Annotated in this window: 14 protein-coding genes and 1 pseudogene; 9 read left to right on the top strand and 6 right to left on the bottom strand. The window is 62.2% G+C overall.

The window, feature by feature from the left end; translation table 11 throughout:
• Window positions 1–246: 246 nt before the first annotated feature.
• From MHX66_RS07215 to MHX66_RS07185, 7 genes are all read left to right on the top strand, one after another.
• A complete protein-coding gene (locus MHX66_RS07215) occupies window positions 247–1,428 on the top strand; it encodes a resuscitation-promoting factor (RefSeq protein WP_239201797.1) in 1,182 nt (393 codons plus the stop codon).
• 104 nt (window positions 1,429–1,532) lie between these two features.
• Window positions 1,533–2,483, top strand: a complete 951-nt coding sequence (gene rsmA, locus MHX66_RS07210; protein ID WP_239201794.1) for a 16S rRNA (adenine(1518)-N(6)/adenine(1519)-N(6))-dimethyltransferase RsmA — start codon at window positions 1,533–1,535, stop codon at window positions 2,481–2,483.
• The gene (locus tag MHX66_RS07205) at window positions 2,480–3,535 is read left to right on the top strand and encodes a 4-(cytidine 5'-diphospho)-2-C-methyl-D-erythritol kinase (protein ID WP_239201792.1); all 1,056 of its coding nucleotides are present in this window, start codon (window positions 2,480–2,482) and stop codon (window positions 3,533–3,535) included. Before rsmA ends, MHX66_RS07205 begins: the two co-directional genes overlap by 4 nt.
• Window positions 3,528–5,360 carry an ABC-F family ATP-binding cassette domain-containing protein gene (locus MHX66_RS07200; RefSeq protein WP_239201790.1) on the top strand — a complete coding sequence of 611 codons (1,833 nt, stop codon included), beginning with the start codon at window positions 3,528–3,530 and terminating at the stop codon, window positions 5,358–5,360. The genes MHX66_RS07205 and MHX66_RS07200 overlap by 8 nt, the downstream gene beginning before the upstream one ends.
• On the top strand, window positions 5,347–7,200 hold the full coding sequence (locus MHX66_RS07195) for an alpha/beta-hydrolase family protein (protein WP_239201787.1): 1,854 nt from the start codon (window positions 5,347–5,349) through the stop codon (window positions 7,198–7,200). The genes MHX66_RS07200 and MHX66_RS07195 overlap by 14 nt, the downstream gene beginning before the upstream one ends.
• Window positions 7,201–7,299: 99 nt before the next feature.
• Window positions 7,300–7,629: a putative quinol monooxygenase gene (locus MHX66_RS07190; RefSeq protein ID WP_239201784.1), complete on the top strand. Its 330-nt coding sequence runs from the start codon at window positions 7,300–7,302 to the stop codon at window positions 7,627–7,629.
• A 42-nt stretch (window positions 7,630–7,671) separates the two neighbouring features.
• Window positions 7,672–9,153, top strand: a complete 1,482-nt coding sequence (locus MHX66_RS07185) for an L-serine ammonia-lyase (protein ID WP_239201777.1) — start codon at window positions 7,672–7,674, stop codon at window positions 9,151–9,153.
• 29 nt (window positions 9,154–9,182) lie between these two features.
• On the opposite strand, the gene MHX66_RS07180 is transcribed toward MHX66_RS07185, so the two are convergent.
• Entirely contained in the window at window positions 9,183–10,466 is a 1,284-nt protein-coding gene (locus MHX66_RS07180) for a glycosyltransferase 87 family protein (protein ID WP_239201776.1), read from the bottom strand.
• Window positions 10,467–10,576: 110 nt separating this feature from the next.
• On the opposite strand from MHX66_RS07180, the pseudogene ppk2 reads away from it, so the two are divergent.
• Window positions 10,577–11,452: pseudogene (gene ppk2 / locus MHX66_RS07175) on the top strand (polyphosphate kinase 2); the annotation flags it as partial.
• Between the two features lie 159 nt (window positions 11,453–11,611).
• The gene (locus MHX66_RS07170) at window positions 11,612–12,691 is read left to right on the top strand and encodes an enoyl-CoA hydratase/isomerase family protein (protein WP_239201762.1); all 1,080 of its coding nucleotides are present in this window, start codon (window positions 11,612–11,614) and stop codon (window positions 12,689–12,691) included.
• 3 nt (window positions 12,692–12,694) lie between these two features.
• Here the strand turns inward: MHX66_RS07170 and MHX66_RS07165 are convergent, their stop codons facing one another.
• From MHX66_RS07165 to MHX66_RS07145, 5 genes are all read right to left on the bottom strand, one after another.
• Window positions 12,695–13,441 (bottom strand): nicotinamide riboside transporter PnuC, encoded by a 747-nt coding sequence (locus MHX66_RS07165; protein WP_239201760.1) that lies wholly within the window; start codon window positions 13,439–13,441, stop codon window positions 12,695–12,697.
• A gap of 54 nt (window positions 13,442–13,495) precedes the next feature.
• Window positions 13,496–14,188: a TetR/AcrR family transcriptional regulator gene (locus MHX66_RS07160; protein ID WP_239201757.1), complete on the bottom strand. Its 693-nt coding sequence runs from the start codon at window positions 14,186–14,188 to the stop codon at window positions 13,496–13,498.
• Between the two features lie 167 nt (window positions 14,189–14,355).
• Entirely contained in the window at window positions 14,356–15,018 is a 663-nt protein-coding gene (locus tag MHX66_RS07155; RefSeq protein ID WP_239201754.1) for a TetR/AcrR family transcriptional regulator, read from the bottom strand.
• An 11-nt stretch (window positions 15,019–15,029) separates the two neighbouring features.
• Window positions 15,030–17,456: an MMPL family transporter gene (locus tag MHX66_RS07150; protein WP_239201752.1), complete on the bottom strand. Its 2,427-nt coding sequence runs from the start codon at window positions 17,454–17,456 to the stop codon at window positions 15,030–15,032.
• An 84-nt stretch (window positions 17,457–17,540) separates the two neighbouring features.
• A complete protein-coding gene (locus MHX66_RS07145; RefSeq protein WP_239201750.1) occupies window positions 17,541–19,187 on the bottom strand; it encodes a peptide chain release factor 3 in 1,647 nt (548 codons plus the stop codon).
• Window positions 19,188–19,200 lie beyond the last annotated feature (13 nt).

Below are 19,200 nucleotides of genomic sequence, written 5' to 3'. Positions count from 1 at the left end.
ACGCTAGGTAACGAAAACATATAGAAATTAACGCATGTTGGGGGCTGTGTCTGCTGTTATCGCAGCTGCACCCCCATATTTGTGATTTGCGGAACATTTTGGCGTGGATCTTTGTTTAACAAGGATCGTTATCGTATTGTGACAAAAGTTGAAAAAATCGGCGTTCGGGCGCCCCGTCGCTACGTGCACAGAACGTGGCGAGGTTGAAACCTAAAGGGCGTCAGTAACAAGAGAGGCAACGATCTAGTGTCACCGAAGAAGAAGTCCCACCTGCACCGCATTAACAACACCAGCTCCACCCCGCTGCGCATCGCCACGGGTGGCATGCTCGCAACCCTGGTTGTCGGCGGTGGCGTTGCGGTGGCAGGGCAGAAGTCGGTCACTCTGGATGTCAACGGCGACATCATCCAGGCCAGCACCATGTCCGGCGACGTCGAGGGCGCACTGAAGTCCGCTGGTGTGGAGATCGACAACCGCGCAATGGTTACCCCGGCACTCGACGAGTCCGTCAGTGACAACTCCAAGATCACCGTCCGCAGCGCGCGCACGGTGGCCCTGACCATCGACGGCAAGCAGGAGAAGATCGACACCACCGCGCTGACCGTCGGCTCCTTCCTGGACCAGATCGGCCGCAGCGACGCCGTCAGCGAGCTGTCCCAGGCACGTAACCAGGAGATCCCGCTGGACGGCATGGAGCTGGAGATCGTTACCCCGAAGAAGTTCACTCTGAACGATGGTGGCAAGGACGGCCGCATGAGCCTGCCTGCCCGCACCGTGGGTGAGATCTTCGAGATGCGCGGCACCCCGCTGGGCAAGGATGACAAGGTCACCCCGGCCGCCGACACCCCTCTGAAGGAGGGGATGCACGTCGAGGTCACCCGCATCGCTAACCGCGAGGAGACCAAGGTCGAGGAGATCCCGGCTCCGGAGCGTGTGAAGAAAGACCCGAACATGCCCGAGGGTGAGGAGAAGGTCGTAGAGAAGGGCGCGCCGGGCAAGGCTCGCGTTGTTGCGACCGTCCGCACCGTCAATGGCGAAGAGGTTAGCCGCAAGGAGAAGTCCAGCAAGGAGATCACCGCTCCGAAGGAGCGAGTAATCATCCGCGGCACCAAGAAGGCTGACAAGGACGAGGGCAAGGACAAGGGCTCCAACACCGGCGCAGCAGCTCCGGCTGTGGCCAACGGTTCCGTCTGGGACCAGCTGGCGCAGTGCGAGGCCGGCGGCGACTGGTCCATCAACACCGGCAATGGCTTCTCCGGTGGCCTGCAGTTCACCCCGTCTACTTGGGCCGGCTTCGGCGGTACTGAGTACGCCCCGGCTGCTCACATGGCTACCCGTGAGCAGCAGATCGCCGTTGCAGAGCGCGTCCAAGCCGCACAGGGCTGGGGCGCATGGCCTGCCTGCACCTCCAAGATGGGTCTGCGCTAAGCCGTAGAGCACTGTAGCGGATGGCTGTGCACAACAGCGCACAGCTATGCACAGCAGCGCAGCAACCTCGGTTTTTATCGGGCACCAGCTCGACTATCCTGTGAATGGTGAATGAACGGAAGATTCGGCTGCTGGGGCCCAATGAGATCCGGCAGCTCGCCGAGGAACTGGACCTAAACCCCACTAAGAAGCTGGGGCAGAACTTCGTCCACGATCCCAACACGGTGCGCAAGATCGTCAAGGCCGCCGATGTCACCGCGGACGACAACGTGGTGGAGATCGGCCCTGGCCTGGGCTCTTTGACCCTCGCGCTGCTGGAAACTGGCGCGAGCGTTACCGCCGTGGAGATCGATCCGCGCCTCGCCGCCAAGCTGCCTGCCACCCTGGATGAACAGGGAGCAGGCGAGGCTGATGCAGCGGTGATCCTCAAGGACGCGATGGCGGTCACGGCGCAGGACTTTGCCGACGCTGGACGCCCCCTTCCCACCGCACTGGTGGCGAATCTTCCCTATAACGTCTCCGTTCCCGTGCTTTTGCACATGCTGGAGGAGTTCCCCAGTATCGACCGCGTTCTGGTCATGGTGCAGCTGGAGGTCGCCGACCGTCTGGCCGCCGCGCCCGGATCCAAGATCTATGGTGTGCCCAGCGTGAAGGCTGGTTTCTACGGCTCCGTCGCCCGCGCGGCGACTATCGGCAAGAACGTCTTTTGGCCAGCGCCGAAGATCGATTCCGGCCTGGTGCGCATCGACCGCTACGCCGAAGGGGCGGAGCCGTGGGCTGGCAGGCAGTCGGGCGCCGAGCAGTTTGACGCAGATCAGGGTATTGAACAGCTAGATGCCGAGCAGCTGCGGCGCGAGGTCTTCGCTCTGGCAGACGCTGCTTTCCTGCAGCGCCGCAAGACGCTGCGTGCCGCCCTGTCCGGCCACTTCGGCAGCGGCCAGGCGGCCGAAGGTGCGCTGCGAAGCGCGGGGATCGACCCGACCCTGCGCGGTGAGAAGCTCTCGACGGAACAGTTCGTGCAACTAGCCGCGGCCTCGCTGAGGGGTGCACAATGACTGTTTCCCACATCTTCGGCCCCCAGGAGCCCCAGTACCGCTCCGTCACGGCTAGTGCACACGGCAAGGTGAACCTGCATCTCGGCGTGGGGCCGGCCAGAGAAGATGGCTACCACGAGCTCGACACGGTCTTTCAGGCCGTGTCGCTGAAGGAAGAGGTCACCGTCGCCCTGCGGGATGCGCGAGGCGCGCAGGATGCCGAAGCTGTACAAGAGGCCGAAGCGGCGCCGTGCACCTGGAGTGTCTCCGGCTTCGACAGCCACCTGGTGCCACAGGATTCCAGCAACCTGGCGTGGAAGGCCGTTGCCGCGATCCAGAAACTGGCACGAGACACGCACGTCCCCTGGGCAGCACAGCCCGTGCACATCCACATCAACAAGGGAATTCCCGTTGCCGGCGGAATGGCCGGGGGATCGGCGGATGCGGCAGCCGCGCTGGTTGCGGCGACAGAGCTGTACTTCCCGGACCCGCGTTCCCCGCGCCGCCCGGACGGCGCACAACTGTCCGGCATCGCAGCCGACCTCGGCGCCGACGTGCCCTTCTGCCTGCTCGGCGGCACAGCAAGGGGCACGGGCAAAGGGGAAAACCTCATGCCCGTCATCGCCACGGGCACCTATCACTGGGCCATCGCCACCGACAAGCGCGGCCTATCCACCCCGGAGGTGTTTAGTCAGCTGGACCAGCAGCGCGCCGCTGCCTCGGAGGCCAGCCCCAAGGCCGCGCGAGCCGGAAGCCCCGAGGGGCTGATCGCAGCTCTGCGGACAGGCAACCCGGAAGAAGTGGGAAAGCTGCTGGTTAACGACTTGCAGGCCCCGGCCATCAGCCTGCTGCCCAGCCTGCGCGAGACCCTGAAGGCCGCCGAGGAGGCCGGCGCCATCGCCGCAATCGTTTCCGGTTCCGGCCCCACGGTCGCCATGCTATGCGCATCCGCCGACGACGCGGTGGAGGTCGCGACAGCCGTCAGCGTGGCCGGGAAAGCCAGCTCCACGATGACGACGAGTTCCCCAGCTGCGGCTGCGGGCGTCATAAAAAGGGAAGAAGTACTTGAGTAACCTCATCAACCTAGAAAAAGTCTCGAAGAGCTACGGGCTAAAGACCCTGCTCGACGACGTAAGCCTCGGCGTGGATAGTAACGACCGCATCGGCGTGGTCGGGCTCAACGGAGGTGGCAAGTCCACCCTGCTGAACATCCTGAGCCGGAAGGACGAGCCGGACTCCGGGCGCGTAAGCCACAACAACGACCTGCGCATGGCAATGGTCACTCAGGATGTGTTGCGCGACGCGCCGGAAGACATGACTGTCGCCGGGGCAGTGCTGGAACCGCTGGGTCTGCAGGAATACGAATGGGCCGGCGACCCGAAGGTGCGCAGCGTACTCAACGGGCTGGACATCGCCCGGCTGGGGCTGGATACTCCCGTGCACTCGCTGTCCGGTGGCGAGCGCCGCCGAACCGGCCTGGCCGCCGCGTTGGTGCAGGATCTGGACCTGCTGATCCTCGACGAGCCGACCAACCACCTGGACGTCGAAGGCGTGCAGTGGCTGGCTGAGCACCTGCTGGGGCGCAACACTGCACTGGTTGTGGTCACCCACGACCGCTGGTTCCTGGATACCGTCGCCAACCACACCTGGGAGGTGCACGACGGCGCGGTAGACGTCTACGAGGGTGGCTACAACGACTGGACCTTCGCCCGCGCCGAGCGCGCCAGGCAGGCGGATGCGGCCGAACAGCGTCGCCAGAACCTCGCGCGCAAGGAGCTGGCGTGGCTGCGCCGCGGTGCGCCCGCGCGAACGTCGAAGCCGCGCTACCGCATCGAGGCTGCGGAATCCCTGATCGCCGACGTGCCGCCGATGCGCAACAAGGTGGAGCTGATGAGCTTCTCCGCGCGCCGCCAGGGCAAGAAGGTCATCGAGCTGGAGAATGCGTGCATCACCACCCCGGACGGGCGCACCCTTGTCGAGGACCTGACCTGGCGTTTGGGTCCCGGCGAGCGCATCGGCCTGGTGGGGGTGAACGGTTCCGGCAAGACGACCCTGCTGCGTACCTTGGCGGGCGAGGCGCCGCTGGAGCAGGGCCGCCGCATCGAGGGCAAGACCGTGCGCCTGGGTTGGCTGCGGCAGGAGTTAGACGACCTGGACCCCACGAAGCGCCTGATTGAGTCTGTCGAGGACGTCGCCAGTTACGTGACCTTCGGCGACAAGGAGATCAGCGCCTCCCAGCTGGCCGAGCGGTTGGGCTTCAGCGCGAAGCGCCAGCGCACGCCCATCGGGGACCTGTCGGGTGGCGAGAAGCGCCGCCTGCAGCTGACCCGCGTGCTGATGGCCGAACCGAACGTGCTGTTGCTGGACGAGCCGACGAACGACCTGGACATCGACACCCTGCAGGAGTTGGAAAGCCTGCTGGACGAATGGCCCGGCACGCTTGTGGTGATTTCCCACGACCGTTACCTGATCGAGCGCATCTGCGATTCCACCTGGGCGCTGTTCGGCGATGGCCGGCTGACGAACCTGCCCGGCGGCATCGAGCAGTACCTGGAGCGCCGCAAGCAGGAGGCCAGCGATGAGGGGCGCAAGAACACTCTGACCTTCGACGCTGCGGATTCTGGCGCTGTTTCTTCTGGACGCCCCAGCCTCGGCGCCAAAGAGGTTCACGCACTCACCAAGGAAATGAGCGCGCTGGAAAGGAAGATGGGCAAGATCGAGCAGAAGATTAACTCCATCCACGAGAAGATGAACGAGGTGGCGGAGAGAGCAGCCACCGGCGAGCCCGTGACTGACGAGCTGGCCGCACTGGATAAGGACCTGAAGACTCACCAGGAAGAACACGGCGAGCTGGAGATGCAGTGGCTGGAAATCGGGGAGAAGCTTGAAGATAGCTGATGTCGCCTCCACCACAGAGGAGGAGTACACAGAGAGGCTGAGCGCCGCCAGAAATCAGTGGGAGGCCCACGTGGATCCCGGCGGTGTGATCGTCGGCGCGCTGCTGTTCGCGGCTTCGCTCACGCCCTCGCTGCTGCCGCGCGACTGGCTATTCCAGGGAGTGGTCGCGGGTATCTCCGGTGGCACCGGCTACACCGTTGGTGTGTTCCTGCACTGGCTGTGGGAAGCCTTCCTTCAGCGGCGCTTCAACGAGCCCATGGGACGGGGCCGCCGCAAGGCCTTGGGGCTGCTAGAGAAGCTGCAGGACAGGCTGGATCTCAGCGACCGGGGGATGCGGAAGCTGAAGAATGGCCTGGAGATTGGCTTCGTGGCCGTCGTGATTCTGGCGCTACTTGTGTGGGTTTCCTTCGCCGTGCGCTGGCAGCAGGAGCTGGCACACCTGATGGACGCGGAGGCTTATACGGCGGCGGAGTTCCTGCTGGTGCTGCCCATCGGCATCGGACTGTGGGCGCTGATCGTGCTGGTGGGCAAGGGACTGCTGTGGCTGATCGAGGCGTTGGAAGACGGCCCCGTGGGGCGCCGCTTGGGTGGGGTTACCCGCCCGCTGTTCGCCTGGTTGGCCGTCGGCATGGCCTTGCTTTTCCTGGTGGATACCGTCGTCCCCGGCACGGTTGTCAGCGCCACCGAACGGGTGTTTTCGGTCCGGGACCAGGAGATCCGGGAGGATCTGGAGCAACCCCAGGTGCCGGAGCGTTCCGGCAGCCCGCAGTCGCCCAACAAGTGGGAGGATCTGGGCGCCTTCGGCACTAGGTTCGTCGGCTTGGGGATGTACAAGGACGAGCTGGAGGCTCTGACCGGCCGACCCAGCAAGGAACCCATCCGTGTGTACGCCAGCCTGGAAAACGGTGCGGAGGATACGGATAAAGCCCGAGCGGAAAGCGTGGTCGAGGAGTTGAAGCGGACGGGCGCGAAGGACCGCGAGGCGTTGCTCGTGGTGCCCGCGACCGGCACCGGATGGGTGAATCCCACGACCGCCCAGGCCTTCGAGCTGATGTTCGACGGCGATTCCGCGATCGCCTCGGCCCAGTACTCCTACTTGCCCAGTGGCGTGCAGTTCATCGCCGACCAGCAGCGCGTGGAAGACGCGGGAGAGGCGCTGGTCTCCACCGTCGTGGACTGGTGGCGCACCCTGCCGGAAAACGACCGCCCGAAGCTGTACGTTTACGGCGAATCGCTGGGTACCAACGCGGGCAGTGGGGCATTCTCTGGCGTGCGCGACATCGTCTCTAGCGTGGATGGCCTGCTGTGGGTGGGGCCACCGAACTCAAACAAGCTGTGGCACGACCTGGTGGATCGGCGAGACCCCGGCTCGCCGCAAGTGTCTGCGGAATACGCGGGCGGGCTGAATGTCCGCTTTGCGGAGAACTCCGATGAGATCTGGCGGTGGCGTCGAGAAGAAGATCTGACCTCGCGCGCCGGCTGGCACCATCCGCGAATCCTGTTTATTCAGCATCCTTCGGACCCGGTGGTGTGGTGGTCGCCGTCGCTGATCGCCCAGGAACCCGATTGGCTGAAGGAACCGGCGGGTTTTGACCGCTCGCCGTCTATGTCCTGGATCCCGTTTGTTACCTTCTGGCAGGTCACCATGGATCTTCCAGTTGCGGCCAACGTGCCGAATGGCCACGGGCACAACTACGGCAACAGCGTGTTGGACGGGATGCTGGCGATGGTCGGCGGGCGGGACTTCAACCCGCAGCGCGCCGAGGAGCTTCGCAAGCAGTTGGACGCAGCGATGGAGTCCCAAGGCCCGGAGAAGGAAGTCGGCGTGGACAACGGCTAGAGCCGGGCGCAGGCCGTGTGTAGGCCGGAGGCAGGTCAAAGATCTTCGGCCAGCTGGCCATCTGCCAACACTCGGGTGCACAGCGTAGGGTGGGGCACCATGATCCTTATTAATGTGAAGTACAAGGTCCGCCCCGAGTTCGCCGACAACTTCCTGCAGGAGGTCTCCTGGTTCACCGAGGCCACCCGCGCCGAGGAAGGCAACATCTTTTTCGACTGGTTCCGCGACCCGGAGAACGCAAACGAGTACTTGCTGATCGAAGCTTTCCAGGACGATGCCGACGCCGCCCACGTAGAGTCCGAGCACTTCAAGCGCGCCTGCGACGAGATGCCGAAGTACCTGCTGGAAACCCCGGAGATCATCAACACGAAGATCCCAGGAAAGACCGAGTGGGACCGCATGGCCGAGTTCCGCGTCGAGGATAACTAGCCCTTAAACCCACCTCTTTCACACCACCCCCTTAGCACCACTATGACTGTCAGCGTTTTCGACCTCTTCCAGATCGGCGTCGGCCCGTCTTCTTCGCACACCGTCGGGCCGATGCGCGCGGGTCTGTCCTTCGCGCGCCGGGTCAAAGCTTTTTTGGGGGATGACGCCACGTCTCCCCGCGCCGCCGACTCAGCAACCGAGGAGGGGCTGCGCCCGCTGGGCTCCGACAAGCTGGCCGACGTGGTGAGCCTGCCCGATGAGGGCGAACATCAGCTGAGCATCAGCGTTGTCCTGTATGGCTCGCTAGCCGCTACGGGGGCTGGACACGGAACGCTGGGGGCCTGCCTGCTGGGCCTGGACGGTGCCGATCCGGCGCAGGTGGATCCGGACTACATGCAGTCCCGGCTGGATGAGATCCGCGAAACTCGCACCATTTACCTGGCGGGCGATAAGAGCCTGCCCGTCACCTGCGGTTTCGAAGACATTGTGCTGCGGCCGACCGTGCGCCGTTCGATTCACACGAATGCTATGACATTCGTGGTCAGCGGCCTATCCGAGCCGCTGAAGCAGACTTTCTACTCCATCGGCGGTGGCTTCATCCGTACCGAGGAGGAAGTTCCCACACTGGACGAGCTCAGCGGGCAGTGGCTGTTCGAGTCCGGTGACAAGCTGATCTCCCTGGCGGAGCACGCGGGCATTAGCCTGGGGGAGGTGCAGCGGCGCTGCGAGCAGTCGTTGCGCACCAACGAGCAGATCGATGCGAACCTGGATGCCATCGCCCAGGCCATGCAGGATTGCGCCAAGCGTGGAGTAACCTTCGCCGGAGTGCTGCCCGGAGCCTTGATGGTTCGCCGTCGCGCGAAGCGCTGGTACGACCAGCTGATGGAGGAGGACCCGCACCGCACTGCCGAGTTTTCCGAGGACTGGGTGAACCTGATCGCCTTGGCGGTAAACGAGGAGAACGCAGCTGGTGGGCGGGTGGTCACCGCGCCGACGAATGGTGCTGCGGGAATCATCCCCGCCGTGCTGTTTTACGCCCGCGAGTTCACGCCTGCCGGCAAGCAGGACCCATTCCAGGTGAACCGGCGCTTCCTGCTGGCCGCAGGCGCGGTCGGCTCGTTGTACAAGGAGCGCGCCAGCATCTCCGGCGCGGAGGTCGGCTGCCAGGGCGAGGTCGGTTCTGCGGCCTCCATGGCCGCTGCCGGGCTGGCTGAGGTGCTGGGAGGGGCTCCGCGACAGGTGGCGAACGCGGCGGAGATTGCGATGGAACATTCGCTGGGGCTTACCTGCGACCCCATCGGCGGCTTGGTGCAGATCCCGTGCATCGAAAGAAACGCCATCAGTGCGGGCAAGGCCATCAACGCCGCAAAGATGGCTATGCGCGGGGACGGGGACCATCACGTCACCCTTGATGAGGTCATTGAGACCATGCGGCAGACCGGCAGGGACATGTCCGAGAAGTACAAGGAAACGGCCGGCGGCGGGTTAGCGACGAACGTCTCCGTCAACGTGCCGGAGTGCTAAAGGCAAGGGGCTTAAATCCCTAAAACCCTTTAAGCTTCGGAGCTTGCCTCAGAGACTGGGGTCTTGTCGGAGGTCTTGCCGCGGTAAAGCGCGAGGCGAACCGTCATCACCAGCAGGGCCAGGATTGTCCACCACAGGTAGGAGTTACCCAGGAGCGCCTGCCAGGCGTTCCACTCGAACTCGCGCTGTTCCTGGAAAGGCACGAAAGCGGTGGGCTCGAAGGCGAAAGCGACAAAGCCCAGGGCAACCAGGGCAATCCATAGCCAGCGCGGAGTCGCCAGCGGGGAAGTGGGATCCGCAATCGCGTAGCAGGCCAGAGCCACCAGTAGCACCGGAGCCCACGACCAGTGGTGGTTCCAGGAGACTGGGCTGGCCAGCAGTGCAAACAGGGAATTGACGCACAGCGCGACGATCGGTGCATCTACCCGGAGCAGCTTGATCATGACGTAGGTGATGACTGCCAGCGAAACACACACCAGCAGTACCCACAACAAGCTGGAGGAGTCGTCCGTCCGCAGGCCGAAGCGGTACAGCAGTCCGTTGATGCTTTGGTTCAGGGCGTATTCGTGGTTGCCGATACGCCCGGTTTCGCGCAGCGTGTGCGTCCAATATTCCAGAGAATCCCGTGGCAGGATCAGCCATGCTAAAGCTGTAGTGCCGAGCGTGCCTACGCCCATGCGCAGGATGGAACCCCAGTCCTTGCGCAGAAGGAACCACAGGCCGAAGACTGCGGGCGTCAATTTGATAGCAACCGCCGCACCCGTGAGCAGGCCGCGGTAGCGACGAGGTACGATGAGCGCATCGACGAAGACCATTCCCATCAGCAGAACGTTGATCTGCCCATAGGCCAAGCTGGTGTGGATGGGGCTCAAGTGGATCAACACTGCGGTGAGCGCCACCGACACCCACCCGGCGGAGGCGCGGTCTAGGCGCGCTGCCGCGTGCACGGTGTGTGTGAGCACCCACCAAGTGACGGTCACCGTGGCGCAGACTAGCAAAACGGCGGCCAGGTTATAAGGGATCACCGCCAGGGGAGTGAACAACAGAGCCGAAATCGGCGGGTATGTAAACGGCAGATACGTATCGCCGATGATGTGGAAGTGGCCGCTGTAGAGCTCCTGGCCGTCCAGAACGCGCTGGGCTCCCACCCGGTAGACGTCCAGGTCCAGGTTGTAGTGGAAGCCGCGAGTGTTGAAGATCTTCGGCAGGACAGAAAGCACCAGCAGCACACTCAACGCGATCTTAACCGGGAGGTTGATCTTGAGGTGTCTGAAGTTTTCCAATCGCGCCGAAGCGACTTCCTTTGTCTGCATAAGGGCTAATTATTGCACTATCTGTGAGGTTGCTCTCGCCCAGGCTTAGTAAGGCCTAAAAGCTAAGAGATTATTAGGCGTTCGGCCTGCGAAGAACTAAGCTTGGAACAATGAGCGATAGACTTCCCAAGCTGGACAAACAGGCCTATGAAAAGGAGCTCAAAAGGCTCCAAGCTGAACTCGTCGAAATGCAGCAGTGGGTGGTGGAAACCGGAGCCCGCATCGTCATCGTGATGGAAGGGCGCGATGCGGCGGGCAAGGGGTCCGCGATTAAGCGCATCACCCAGTACCTCAGCCCGCGAGTCTGCCGCATCGAGGCTCTGCCGGCCCCCAGCTCGCGCGAGAAGGGACAGTGGTACTTCCAGCGCTACATCGAGAAGCTGCCCACCGCCGGAGAGATCGTCATCTTCGACCGCTCTTGGTACAACCGCGCTGGCGTGGAGCGCGTGATGGGCTTCTGCACCACCCAGGAATACCGCCGCTTCCTGCACCAGGCTCCGATCTTCGAGCGCCTGCTGGTTGAGGACGGCATCATCCTGCGCAAGTACTGGTTCTCCGTGTCCGATGAAGAGCAGATCCGCCGCTTCCAGTCCCGCCAGTCCGACCCGCTGCGCCAGTGGAAGCTCTCCCCGATGGATCTGCAGTCCATCACGCGCTGGGAGGACTACTCGCGCGCGAAGGATGAGATGTTCGTGCACACCGACATCCCGTCTGCCCCGTGGTACACCGTGGAGTCCGAGGACAAGAAGCGCTCCCGCATCAACGTGATCAACCACCTGTTGAACACGATCCCGTGGGAGTACGTGGAGAAGAACGTGCCGAAGATTCCGGAGCGCCCGGCATCCGACAACACCTACGAGCGCCCGCCGCGCACCCAGTTCCGCTACGTGCCCGACGTGGCGAAGCTGCTGGAGAAGGACCTGCTGAAGCGGCAGGCCGAGGAAGCCAAGCAGGCTCAGGAGGCTGAGTCCGAGGAGAACTCCAAGAAGAAGTCGAAGTCCGAGGGCAAGGAGGCTGCGGCGTCCAAAAAGAACAAGGGCGACAAAAAGAAGAAGGGCAAGAAGTCCAAGAAGGGCAAGAAATCTAAGTAGACCTTAGATTTAAACTAGGCTGCACTTCCTTGTCGTTCCTGTAATTATGGTGACATGGCAGACAAGAGAAGGAAGCACCCGACGTACGACCCGGATGCGGAAGTAACGACCGTCGTCGCAGGTCACGTCGGGGTTATCGAGCTGAATCGCCCTAAGGCTCTGAATTCCTTAAACGTGGAGATGATCCGCCTAATCCGCGAGGCGGTCGACAAATGGGCCGACGATGATTGGATTCAGTTCATCGTGATCAAGTCGTCCTCCGACCGGGCCTTCTGCGCAGGCGGGGACGTACGCTACGTGCGGATGCGAGACATGAAGCGCATGTATCGCTTCGGGGACTCCTTCTTTGAGGAAGAGTACGACCTCAATGAGCGGCTGTCGCGGGTAAACAAGCCCGTGATCGCGCTGCTGGAAGGCGTCGTGATGGGCGGCGGCATGGGCATCTCCATGCATGGCTCGCACCGCGTGATCACCCCGCGCACCCTGGGGGCAATGCCGGAAGCCGCGATTGGGTTCGTGCCCGACGTGGGCATGTCTTATCGGCTGACGCACCTGGATTGCTCCCCCGCCGTGGGGTTCTTTATCGCCACCACGGGTTGGCGTCTAAGCCCTGCGGACATGTTGTACACCGGCCTGGTCACGAACCTGGTGGCGGATGTGCATGCTTTTGAATCCGACCTGCATTCGGGCGACCTTCCCGAGGCGCTGCGGTCTAATGCTCTCGACCCGCAGAAGCTGGAGGAGCCCACCTCTACGCTGCAGAAGCACGCGGAGTGGATCGAGCGGACTTTCGCCGAAGGTTCTTGGGCAGACATCGAAGCCCGGATCGTGCGGGATGAGGGTTCTGTTTCGGACGCCGAATTGGCGCAGTTTATAACCAAGGTGACCGATTCCCTGAAGGGTGCCAACCCGGAGAGTCTTGTGGCCACGGTGGAGCTTTTCCGCCGCGCGGAGGGTGCAACGCTGCGCGAGGCTTTGGATATGGAATTCAAGGTCGGTGGCGAGCTGCGCCGGGGGCCGAACTTCATCGAGGGAGTGCGCGCAGTGCTGGAGCACAAGGATCACAACGCGCAGTTCGAGCCGGCTTCCACGGATGACGTGGACGTGGAGAAATGGCGGGCGCTACTGGGCTAGGCACTAGCTGCTGGCGGCGCCTGCGGCGCCGGTGGTTTTCGTGCGTTGCACCCGCAACCACACGAAGAATCCCCACAGCACGAACGCGCCGTAGACCACGTATAGCGCCGCGGAGGGGTAGTAGCCCGCGGCGAGCAGCAGGGGTACTCCGACAATATCCACGCCGATCCAGATCAGCCAGAACTCCGTCCAGCCGCGGGCCATGCCGAACGTGGCCAGGATGGAGCCGGTGAAGATCCAGGCGTCTGCCCACGGCCCCCACGAACCTAGCGCGTCGAAGATCAGTGCGAAGACTACGGTGCCGATCACCGCAAAGGCGAGCATGCCGAGGCGTTCCTTGGTGCTGGCCCAGCTGGGCTGCACTGCGGCGCTGTCGGCGGCGGGCTCGCTGACGATGGAGCGGGAGGGGTCGGTGTTATCAGGCTCGCGCATGCCGGCAGTGCGGGCGCGGCTCCATTGATACCAGCCGTACAGCGAGACGATGAGGAACATCACCTGGCGGCCTGCCTGGCCGTAGAGGTCCAGATCCTGTGGTGTGTGGAACAGCCCACCCAGGAACACCGTGAACAGCAGCACGTTGCCGACGATTCCCACGGGCCAGGCCCACACCACGCGCTTCATCCCGCCGACGGCGGAGGCTAGGCCGAAGAGATTGCCGATGATTTCGCGCCAGAGGATCGGGTAGCCACCGATGATCAGCGTTGCGTTGAGAAGCGTTGTAAAGATTCCCTCTGATTCCACAGTGCCCATCTTCCCTTATCAGGTCTGGGCAAAGGAAACCGGGTTTGATTTTTGGTGAGGCGACTACTTTTCGTCCTCAATGCGGTCGACACGGGCTAGCATGTCGAAGGCCTGGTTGTAGAGCTCCTCGGGGCTGAGGCCACCGGATAGCCGCTCGTCCGCAGCTGCCTCTACGGCGCGCATGGCGATGCTGAAGGAAACATCCAGCAACAGGAATGCCTTGAAAGGGGAGAGGTCGGGGACGACATCGCACAGCGCCTTGGTTCCAGGTTCTGTGAGGGTAGGTAGGTCCACATCCAGGTGCTCAGCGCTACCCTTATCCTGTGGGTTCTCCAGCATGGTGAGTAGTGGCTTGAACTTGCGGATGTCCGGTGTGGTCGGGTCCACCAGCTCGGTTGCGCCGGAATCTACTTGCTCATCGCACGATGGGAAGCAGTAGATCCACATTGCATCGCGCATGATGTCCACGATGCGGCCGGTGGGGTGGTCCGCCGCGATGTCGCGGATCCGGTGGGCGAAGTGTTCAAAGACCTCGTGCAAGTAGTAGGCGAATACGTCGTCGCGGCGCTCGAAGTAGTTGTGAAAGGTGCGGGTGGATACCCCAGCTCGCTTGGTGATGGCGTGGACTGTCGCGGCCTCGGGGCCGTAACCCATGAACAGCTCAATGGCTGAATCGATGAGATTCTGCTTCGTTTCGGCCTTCTTCTGTTCGCGTCGGGACGCGGAGGGCTCGGGGATGGTCGCGCTGGTCGACATGAGAGTGGGGAACACCTTTCATTTTGCCCGATATGTCCTGTGTGCAGGAAAGGGTTGAATGCAGGATAGTGTAGCAGGTCTGATATTTGCGACGGACAGATTTGAAAAACAATTTCAAAGAGTCTTGCCTGGGAAATAGTGTGATATCTAAAATCTTTTTCCCAGGGCTATCCGAGCTTCGAAAGTCCTCCTGCTAGCAAATGAAAGGCATTTCTAATGTCCTCTTCGGTAGTGGAGTTTCCGGCCTTGTTAAGTTCCATGAAAATGCTTGGGACAAACAGAACCGTGTTGATGAGTAGTAGTGCATTCGCAGTACTCAGCTCCCGCCCCTCACGTTCGCTGTACTGCTGAAATGCCTGCACGAGCGGGGAGAAGAACTCCATTCCGTTGCTGAAGGAGCGGTCGCCGTCTGCGAAAAGTTCCTTCCTGATCTGCGGAGGAATGCCGTGAAGGTGATCGGCAAGGCGGGAGAGAGTTTCGATGCTGTTCGGGTTCTCTGCTGGACGGTTGTAAAAGTTCACGGCGATATTCTCTGCTACCGTAATTAAACGTTGGCCCGGCTCCGAAGTGTTCACCAGGCTAATCATTTCATCAATGAATTGATTAAGCATGAACAATAAAGCTGCTTCTCGGTGAGGGAAATAGTTGTGAAAAGTGCGCGCGGAAATGTTGGCCTTTTCTGCTATGCGAGCAATTGTCGTATTCTCTGCACCTTCATTCACCAACAGCTCAACGGTGGCATGGGCAATGTGCCTACGGGTTTCGGCCTTTTTGCGATCCCGCAGGCCGAGCGCATTCTTCTCCGGTTGGTTACCGTTGTCGTAGCTCATCTCGCGGCCTCCTACTTCTCGCTTTCCTGCGAATTCCGCGGGTGTGCCACACCTTCTGTTGTAGGCGCCTCTGGGGCACGACTACCGTCGGCGTTCAATCCCACCAGGCTCTCACCTTCGACATCGACGGCGGGGACGATCTTTGCCAGCCACTTGGGGAACTTCCACGCCCGTTCGCTGAGAAGGAACATCGTCGCTGGAATAAAGGTCATGCGGACGATGAAGGCGTCAAAAAATACGGCGGCGGCCAGGGCAAAGCCCATCACCTTAATAAACGGCTCGTCAGCCATCATAAAGGCAGCGAAGACCGAAATCATGATGAGCGCGGCTGCAGTGACCACGCGCGCGCCATGCTTGAAACCATTCGCGGTGGCGTTGCCGGCGGTCTTGCCGTGCGCCCAGCCCTCGCGCATGCGGGTAACCAGGAAGACCTGGTAGTCCATTGCTAGGCCAAAGACAATACCGATCAGCATGATGGGCAGGAAGGAGATGATCGGCTGCGGGTCGTCGATAATGCCGCCGAAGCCTTCCTGCCACAATGCGACGGTGACGCCGAACGTGGCAGCCACCGACAGGCCGAAGCCCAGTGCCGCGATCAGTGGCACCCAGATGGAACGGAAGACGACCATCAGCAGGATGAAAGCCAACACGAGGACGATGGCGATGTAGGGGATGAGGACGTCCGACAGGCGCTGTGAAATGTCCTCGTACATCGGGGTGACGCCGGTGATGGCATAGGTTGCCCCGGTTTTTTCGGTATATCCGGCTTCCTCGGCTCGCATCTGCTCCAGGACATCGGCGGCGCGGGCATCTGTTGCACCGTAGGACGGGGTGATCATCACCTGGGCTGCAGTACCCAGGTCGGCTGGGTTGCGTGGATCGCCGTTAGTCTGCACTACCTGGGCGTTCTCCACGCCTTCGGTGCCCTGTAGGGTGGCAACGGCCTGCTGCGTGGCGGCAGCCTTTTCCTTGTCGTTGAGGTCGGGGTATTCCACGAGGGCAACCATCGGGGCATTGCGACCAGCTCCGAAGCCCTCCTCCGTCATTTCGTAGGCGACACGGTTGGGTGTGCCCTTGGCCATAGAACCATCAGAGGGCATGGCCAGGCGTAGATTCATTGCGGGGATGGCCAGCAGAATCAACAACACTGCAGCGCCTACCAACCACAGGGCGGGCTTCTTGCGGATGATGCGCACCCACTTCAGCCCCATGGTCGGCTTCTCGTTCTCTGGGTCCGGAGCCTTGACTACAAGCGCGCGCCCTGCGAAGACCTTCGTGCCAATGAGGCCCATGATGGCGGGCAGAAGAGTGATTGCGACGATCACGGCAATGGCCACGGTACCGGCAGCGGCCAAGGCCATAGCGGTGAGGAACGGAATGTTGATGATGGACAGTGCTGCCAGTGCAATCAGGACCGTAAGGCCAGCGAAGACAACCGCGGAACCGGCCTTGCCGACTGCGAGGCCGGCAAGGTGGGCGCGTTCCTTGACGGGAATTGTTTTGAGTTTCTGGTGTAGTTCCTTCGGTTCCAGATCCTGACCATCCACATGGGCGACCAGCTCGTTGCGGAAGCGGGAGAGGATGAACAGCGCATAGTCGATGCCCACGGCCAGGCCGATCATGGAGGCCAGGGTGGGGGTCATGGAGTTGATGTTGTCCGTGACGGAGGTGGCGGCCATGACGATGCCGATGCCGGTGCCCACGCCAATCACCGCGGAGAGTAGCGGCAGGCCTGCAGCCACGAGGCTGCCGAAGGTGACGATTAAAACGATGGCGGCGACGGCCAGGCCGATGGCTTCGGAGGCCATGCTCATCTCCGGCTGCTGGAATGCGTTACCGCTCCACCCAACGTTGAGGTTACCGGCGTTGTTCTTTACCGCATCCTCGAACTTTTGCACGTCCTCTGCGGGCACGTCTGCTGCAGTTTCCGCATCGAAGGAAACCTCGATTGTGCCAGTGCGCTTGTCGGAGCTCAGCGGGCTTAGAGCAGCGATGTCGGATGCAATCTGCTCCTTCGGCATTCCCTGCTTCTGCTTCATGGGAGCCATTTGCTGGTGCATGCTTTCGCTGGCCAGCACGGGGGAGACGAGCTTTTCCTTGTCCTTCAGGAAATCGAGCTTTTGCAGCGCCTGAAGGATGTCTTCGGTCGATTGTGCAGCCTCGCCCTTGGCAAGAGTCTGACCTTCAGGGGCTTGGATCACGAGCTTGCCCGTGGCTGCCTCTAGCTGATCAGCGTCTTCGCCGTTGGGGAATTCTTCCTTGATCCTTTCCTGGGTCTCGATGGACTCCAGGCCGGGGATGGTGAAGGACTGCGAGGTTGGTTTGGTTAATAGTGCGGAGGCGGTGCCCACGCCGATCAGCACGATCAGCCATACGGCGAGGAAACGCCATTTATGAAGGTAGGCGGAGCGGCCTACTCGATACAGGAATTTTGCCATGCGCAAAATATTTGCACAGTCTGCGAAACATTGCAAGCCTTGTGCAAATATTTTTGATGGGGTCGCGACAAATTGCTACTCCGCCTAATCGGCGACCAGGGTCTCCATTGTCAGCTCCGGGTGTTCCTTCTCCACGAAGGCTAGCTTCCACTTGTCGCCGAACAGGGCAATCAGCTCCCCGTCCGTGCGGGTGAAGATCTCCACACCTCGCTGCTTGGCCAGCACCGGCGCCGACTCGGCGTCAGTACGACGAGCGACAGAGTAAGGGACGGGGTCGGCCACGGTCTCCACGTTGTACTCAACGTCCATCCGGGCCTGCATAACCTCGAACTGCATGGGGCCGACGGCGGCCATGACCGGGTTAGCGTCACCGCGAGCGTCGTTGCGCAGAATCTGCACAACACCTTCGGAATCCAGCTGCTCGAGGGCCTTGCGGAACTGCTTGTACTTGCCCAGCGACTTCGCGCGCAGCGTGCGGAAGTGCTCCGGTGCGAACTGCGGCATGGGCGGGAACTGCACCTTCTTGCCGGCGTAGATCGTGTCGCCAGGTGCGAGCGAACCAGCGTTGACCAGACCCACGATGTCGCCAGGGTAGGCGGCCTCCACGGTGGCGCGGGTGCGACCGAAGACGGTCAGCGCGTACTTCGTGGAGAAAGACCGGCCAGATTGCGCATGCGTGACCTGCATGCCGCGCTCGAACACGCCGGAGACTACGCGCATGAAGGCCAGGGAGTCGCGGTGGTTGCGATCCATGCCGGCCTGCACCTTGAACACCACGCCCGAAAAATCATCGGTGGGGTCGCGGTGCTCGTCCACCGCGACGGAGTTTCCGCCCGCGGCGGCCTCGATCACCTTCGGGTCGGAATCGCGGCCCGCTGGGGCGGGCGCCAAAGCGCAGAGGGTATCCAGAATCTGGTGCACGCCGAAGTTCAGCATCGCGGAGGCGAAGATCAGCGGAGAAGTGGTGCACTCCAGGAACAGCTCCTGGTCGTGCAGCGCGCCATCGGCGGCCAGCAGCTCCACCTCTTCGGCAGCGGTTTCCCACACGTCTTCTTCCCGCTCTGCGGCCTGCTCCGGGGTGTAGTGCTCCTCCGGGGCGATCGTCGAACCACCGGCGGTGCGAAGGAAGTGAATGTACTCCTCGGCCTCCCCGTCGTCGTTGATGCGCGCCAACCCGCGGAAGTCGCCGGCCTCGCCAACCGGCCAGAACAGGGGAGTGGGCTGCAGCTGGATCTCGTTGACGATCTCGTCCACCAGCTCCAGCGGGCTGCGGCCGGGGCGGTCCCACTTGTTCACGACGGTCACGATCGGCAGACCGCGGGCCTTGCACACGCGGAACAGCTTCAGCGTCTGCGGCTCCAGCCCCTTGGCGCCGTCAATGAGCATCACCGCGGCATCCACAGCAGACAAAACTCGGTAGGTGTCCTCCGAGAAGTCCGCGTGACCCGGTGTATCGACAAGGTTGATCATGAAGGGCTCGCCGTCGTGGCCCTTCGGGGCGTATTCAAACTGCAAGGCGGAGGAGGCGATGGAAATGCCACGGTCTTTTTCCATGTCCATCCAGTCGGAGACGGTGGACTTGCGGCCGGCTTTGCCGTGCACGGCACCGGCTTCCTTGATCATGTGGGCGTGCAGCGCGAGCGCCTCGGTGAGGGTAGATTTACCGGCATCCGGGTGGGCGATGACGGCGAATGTGCGGCGGCGCGAGGCTTCGGATGCGGTTGAACTCATAATGCCCACAAGT

The sequence above is a fragment of the Corynebacterium sp. ACRPH genome, from assembly GCF_022347285.1.
Classification (GTDB): Bacteria; Actinomycetota; Actinomycetes; order Mycobacteriales; family Mycobacteriaceae; genus Corynebacterium.
This window is presented reverse-complemented; position numbering and strand designations above follow the sequence as displayed.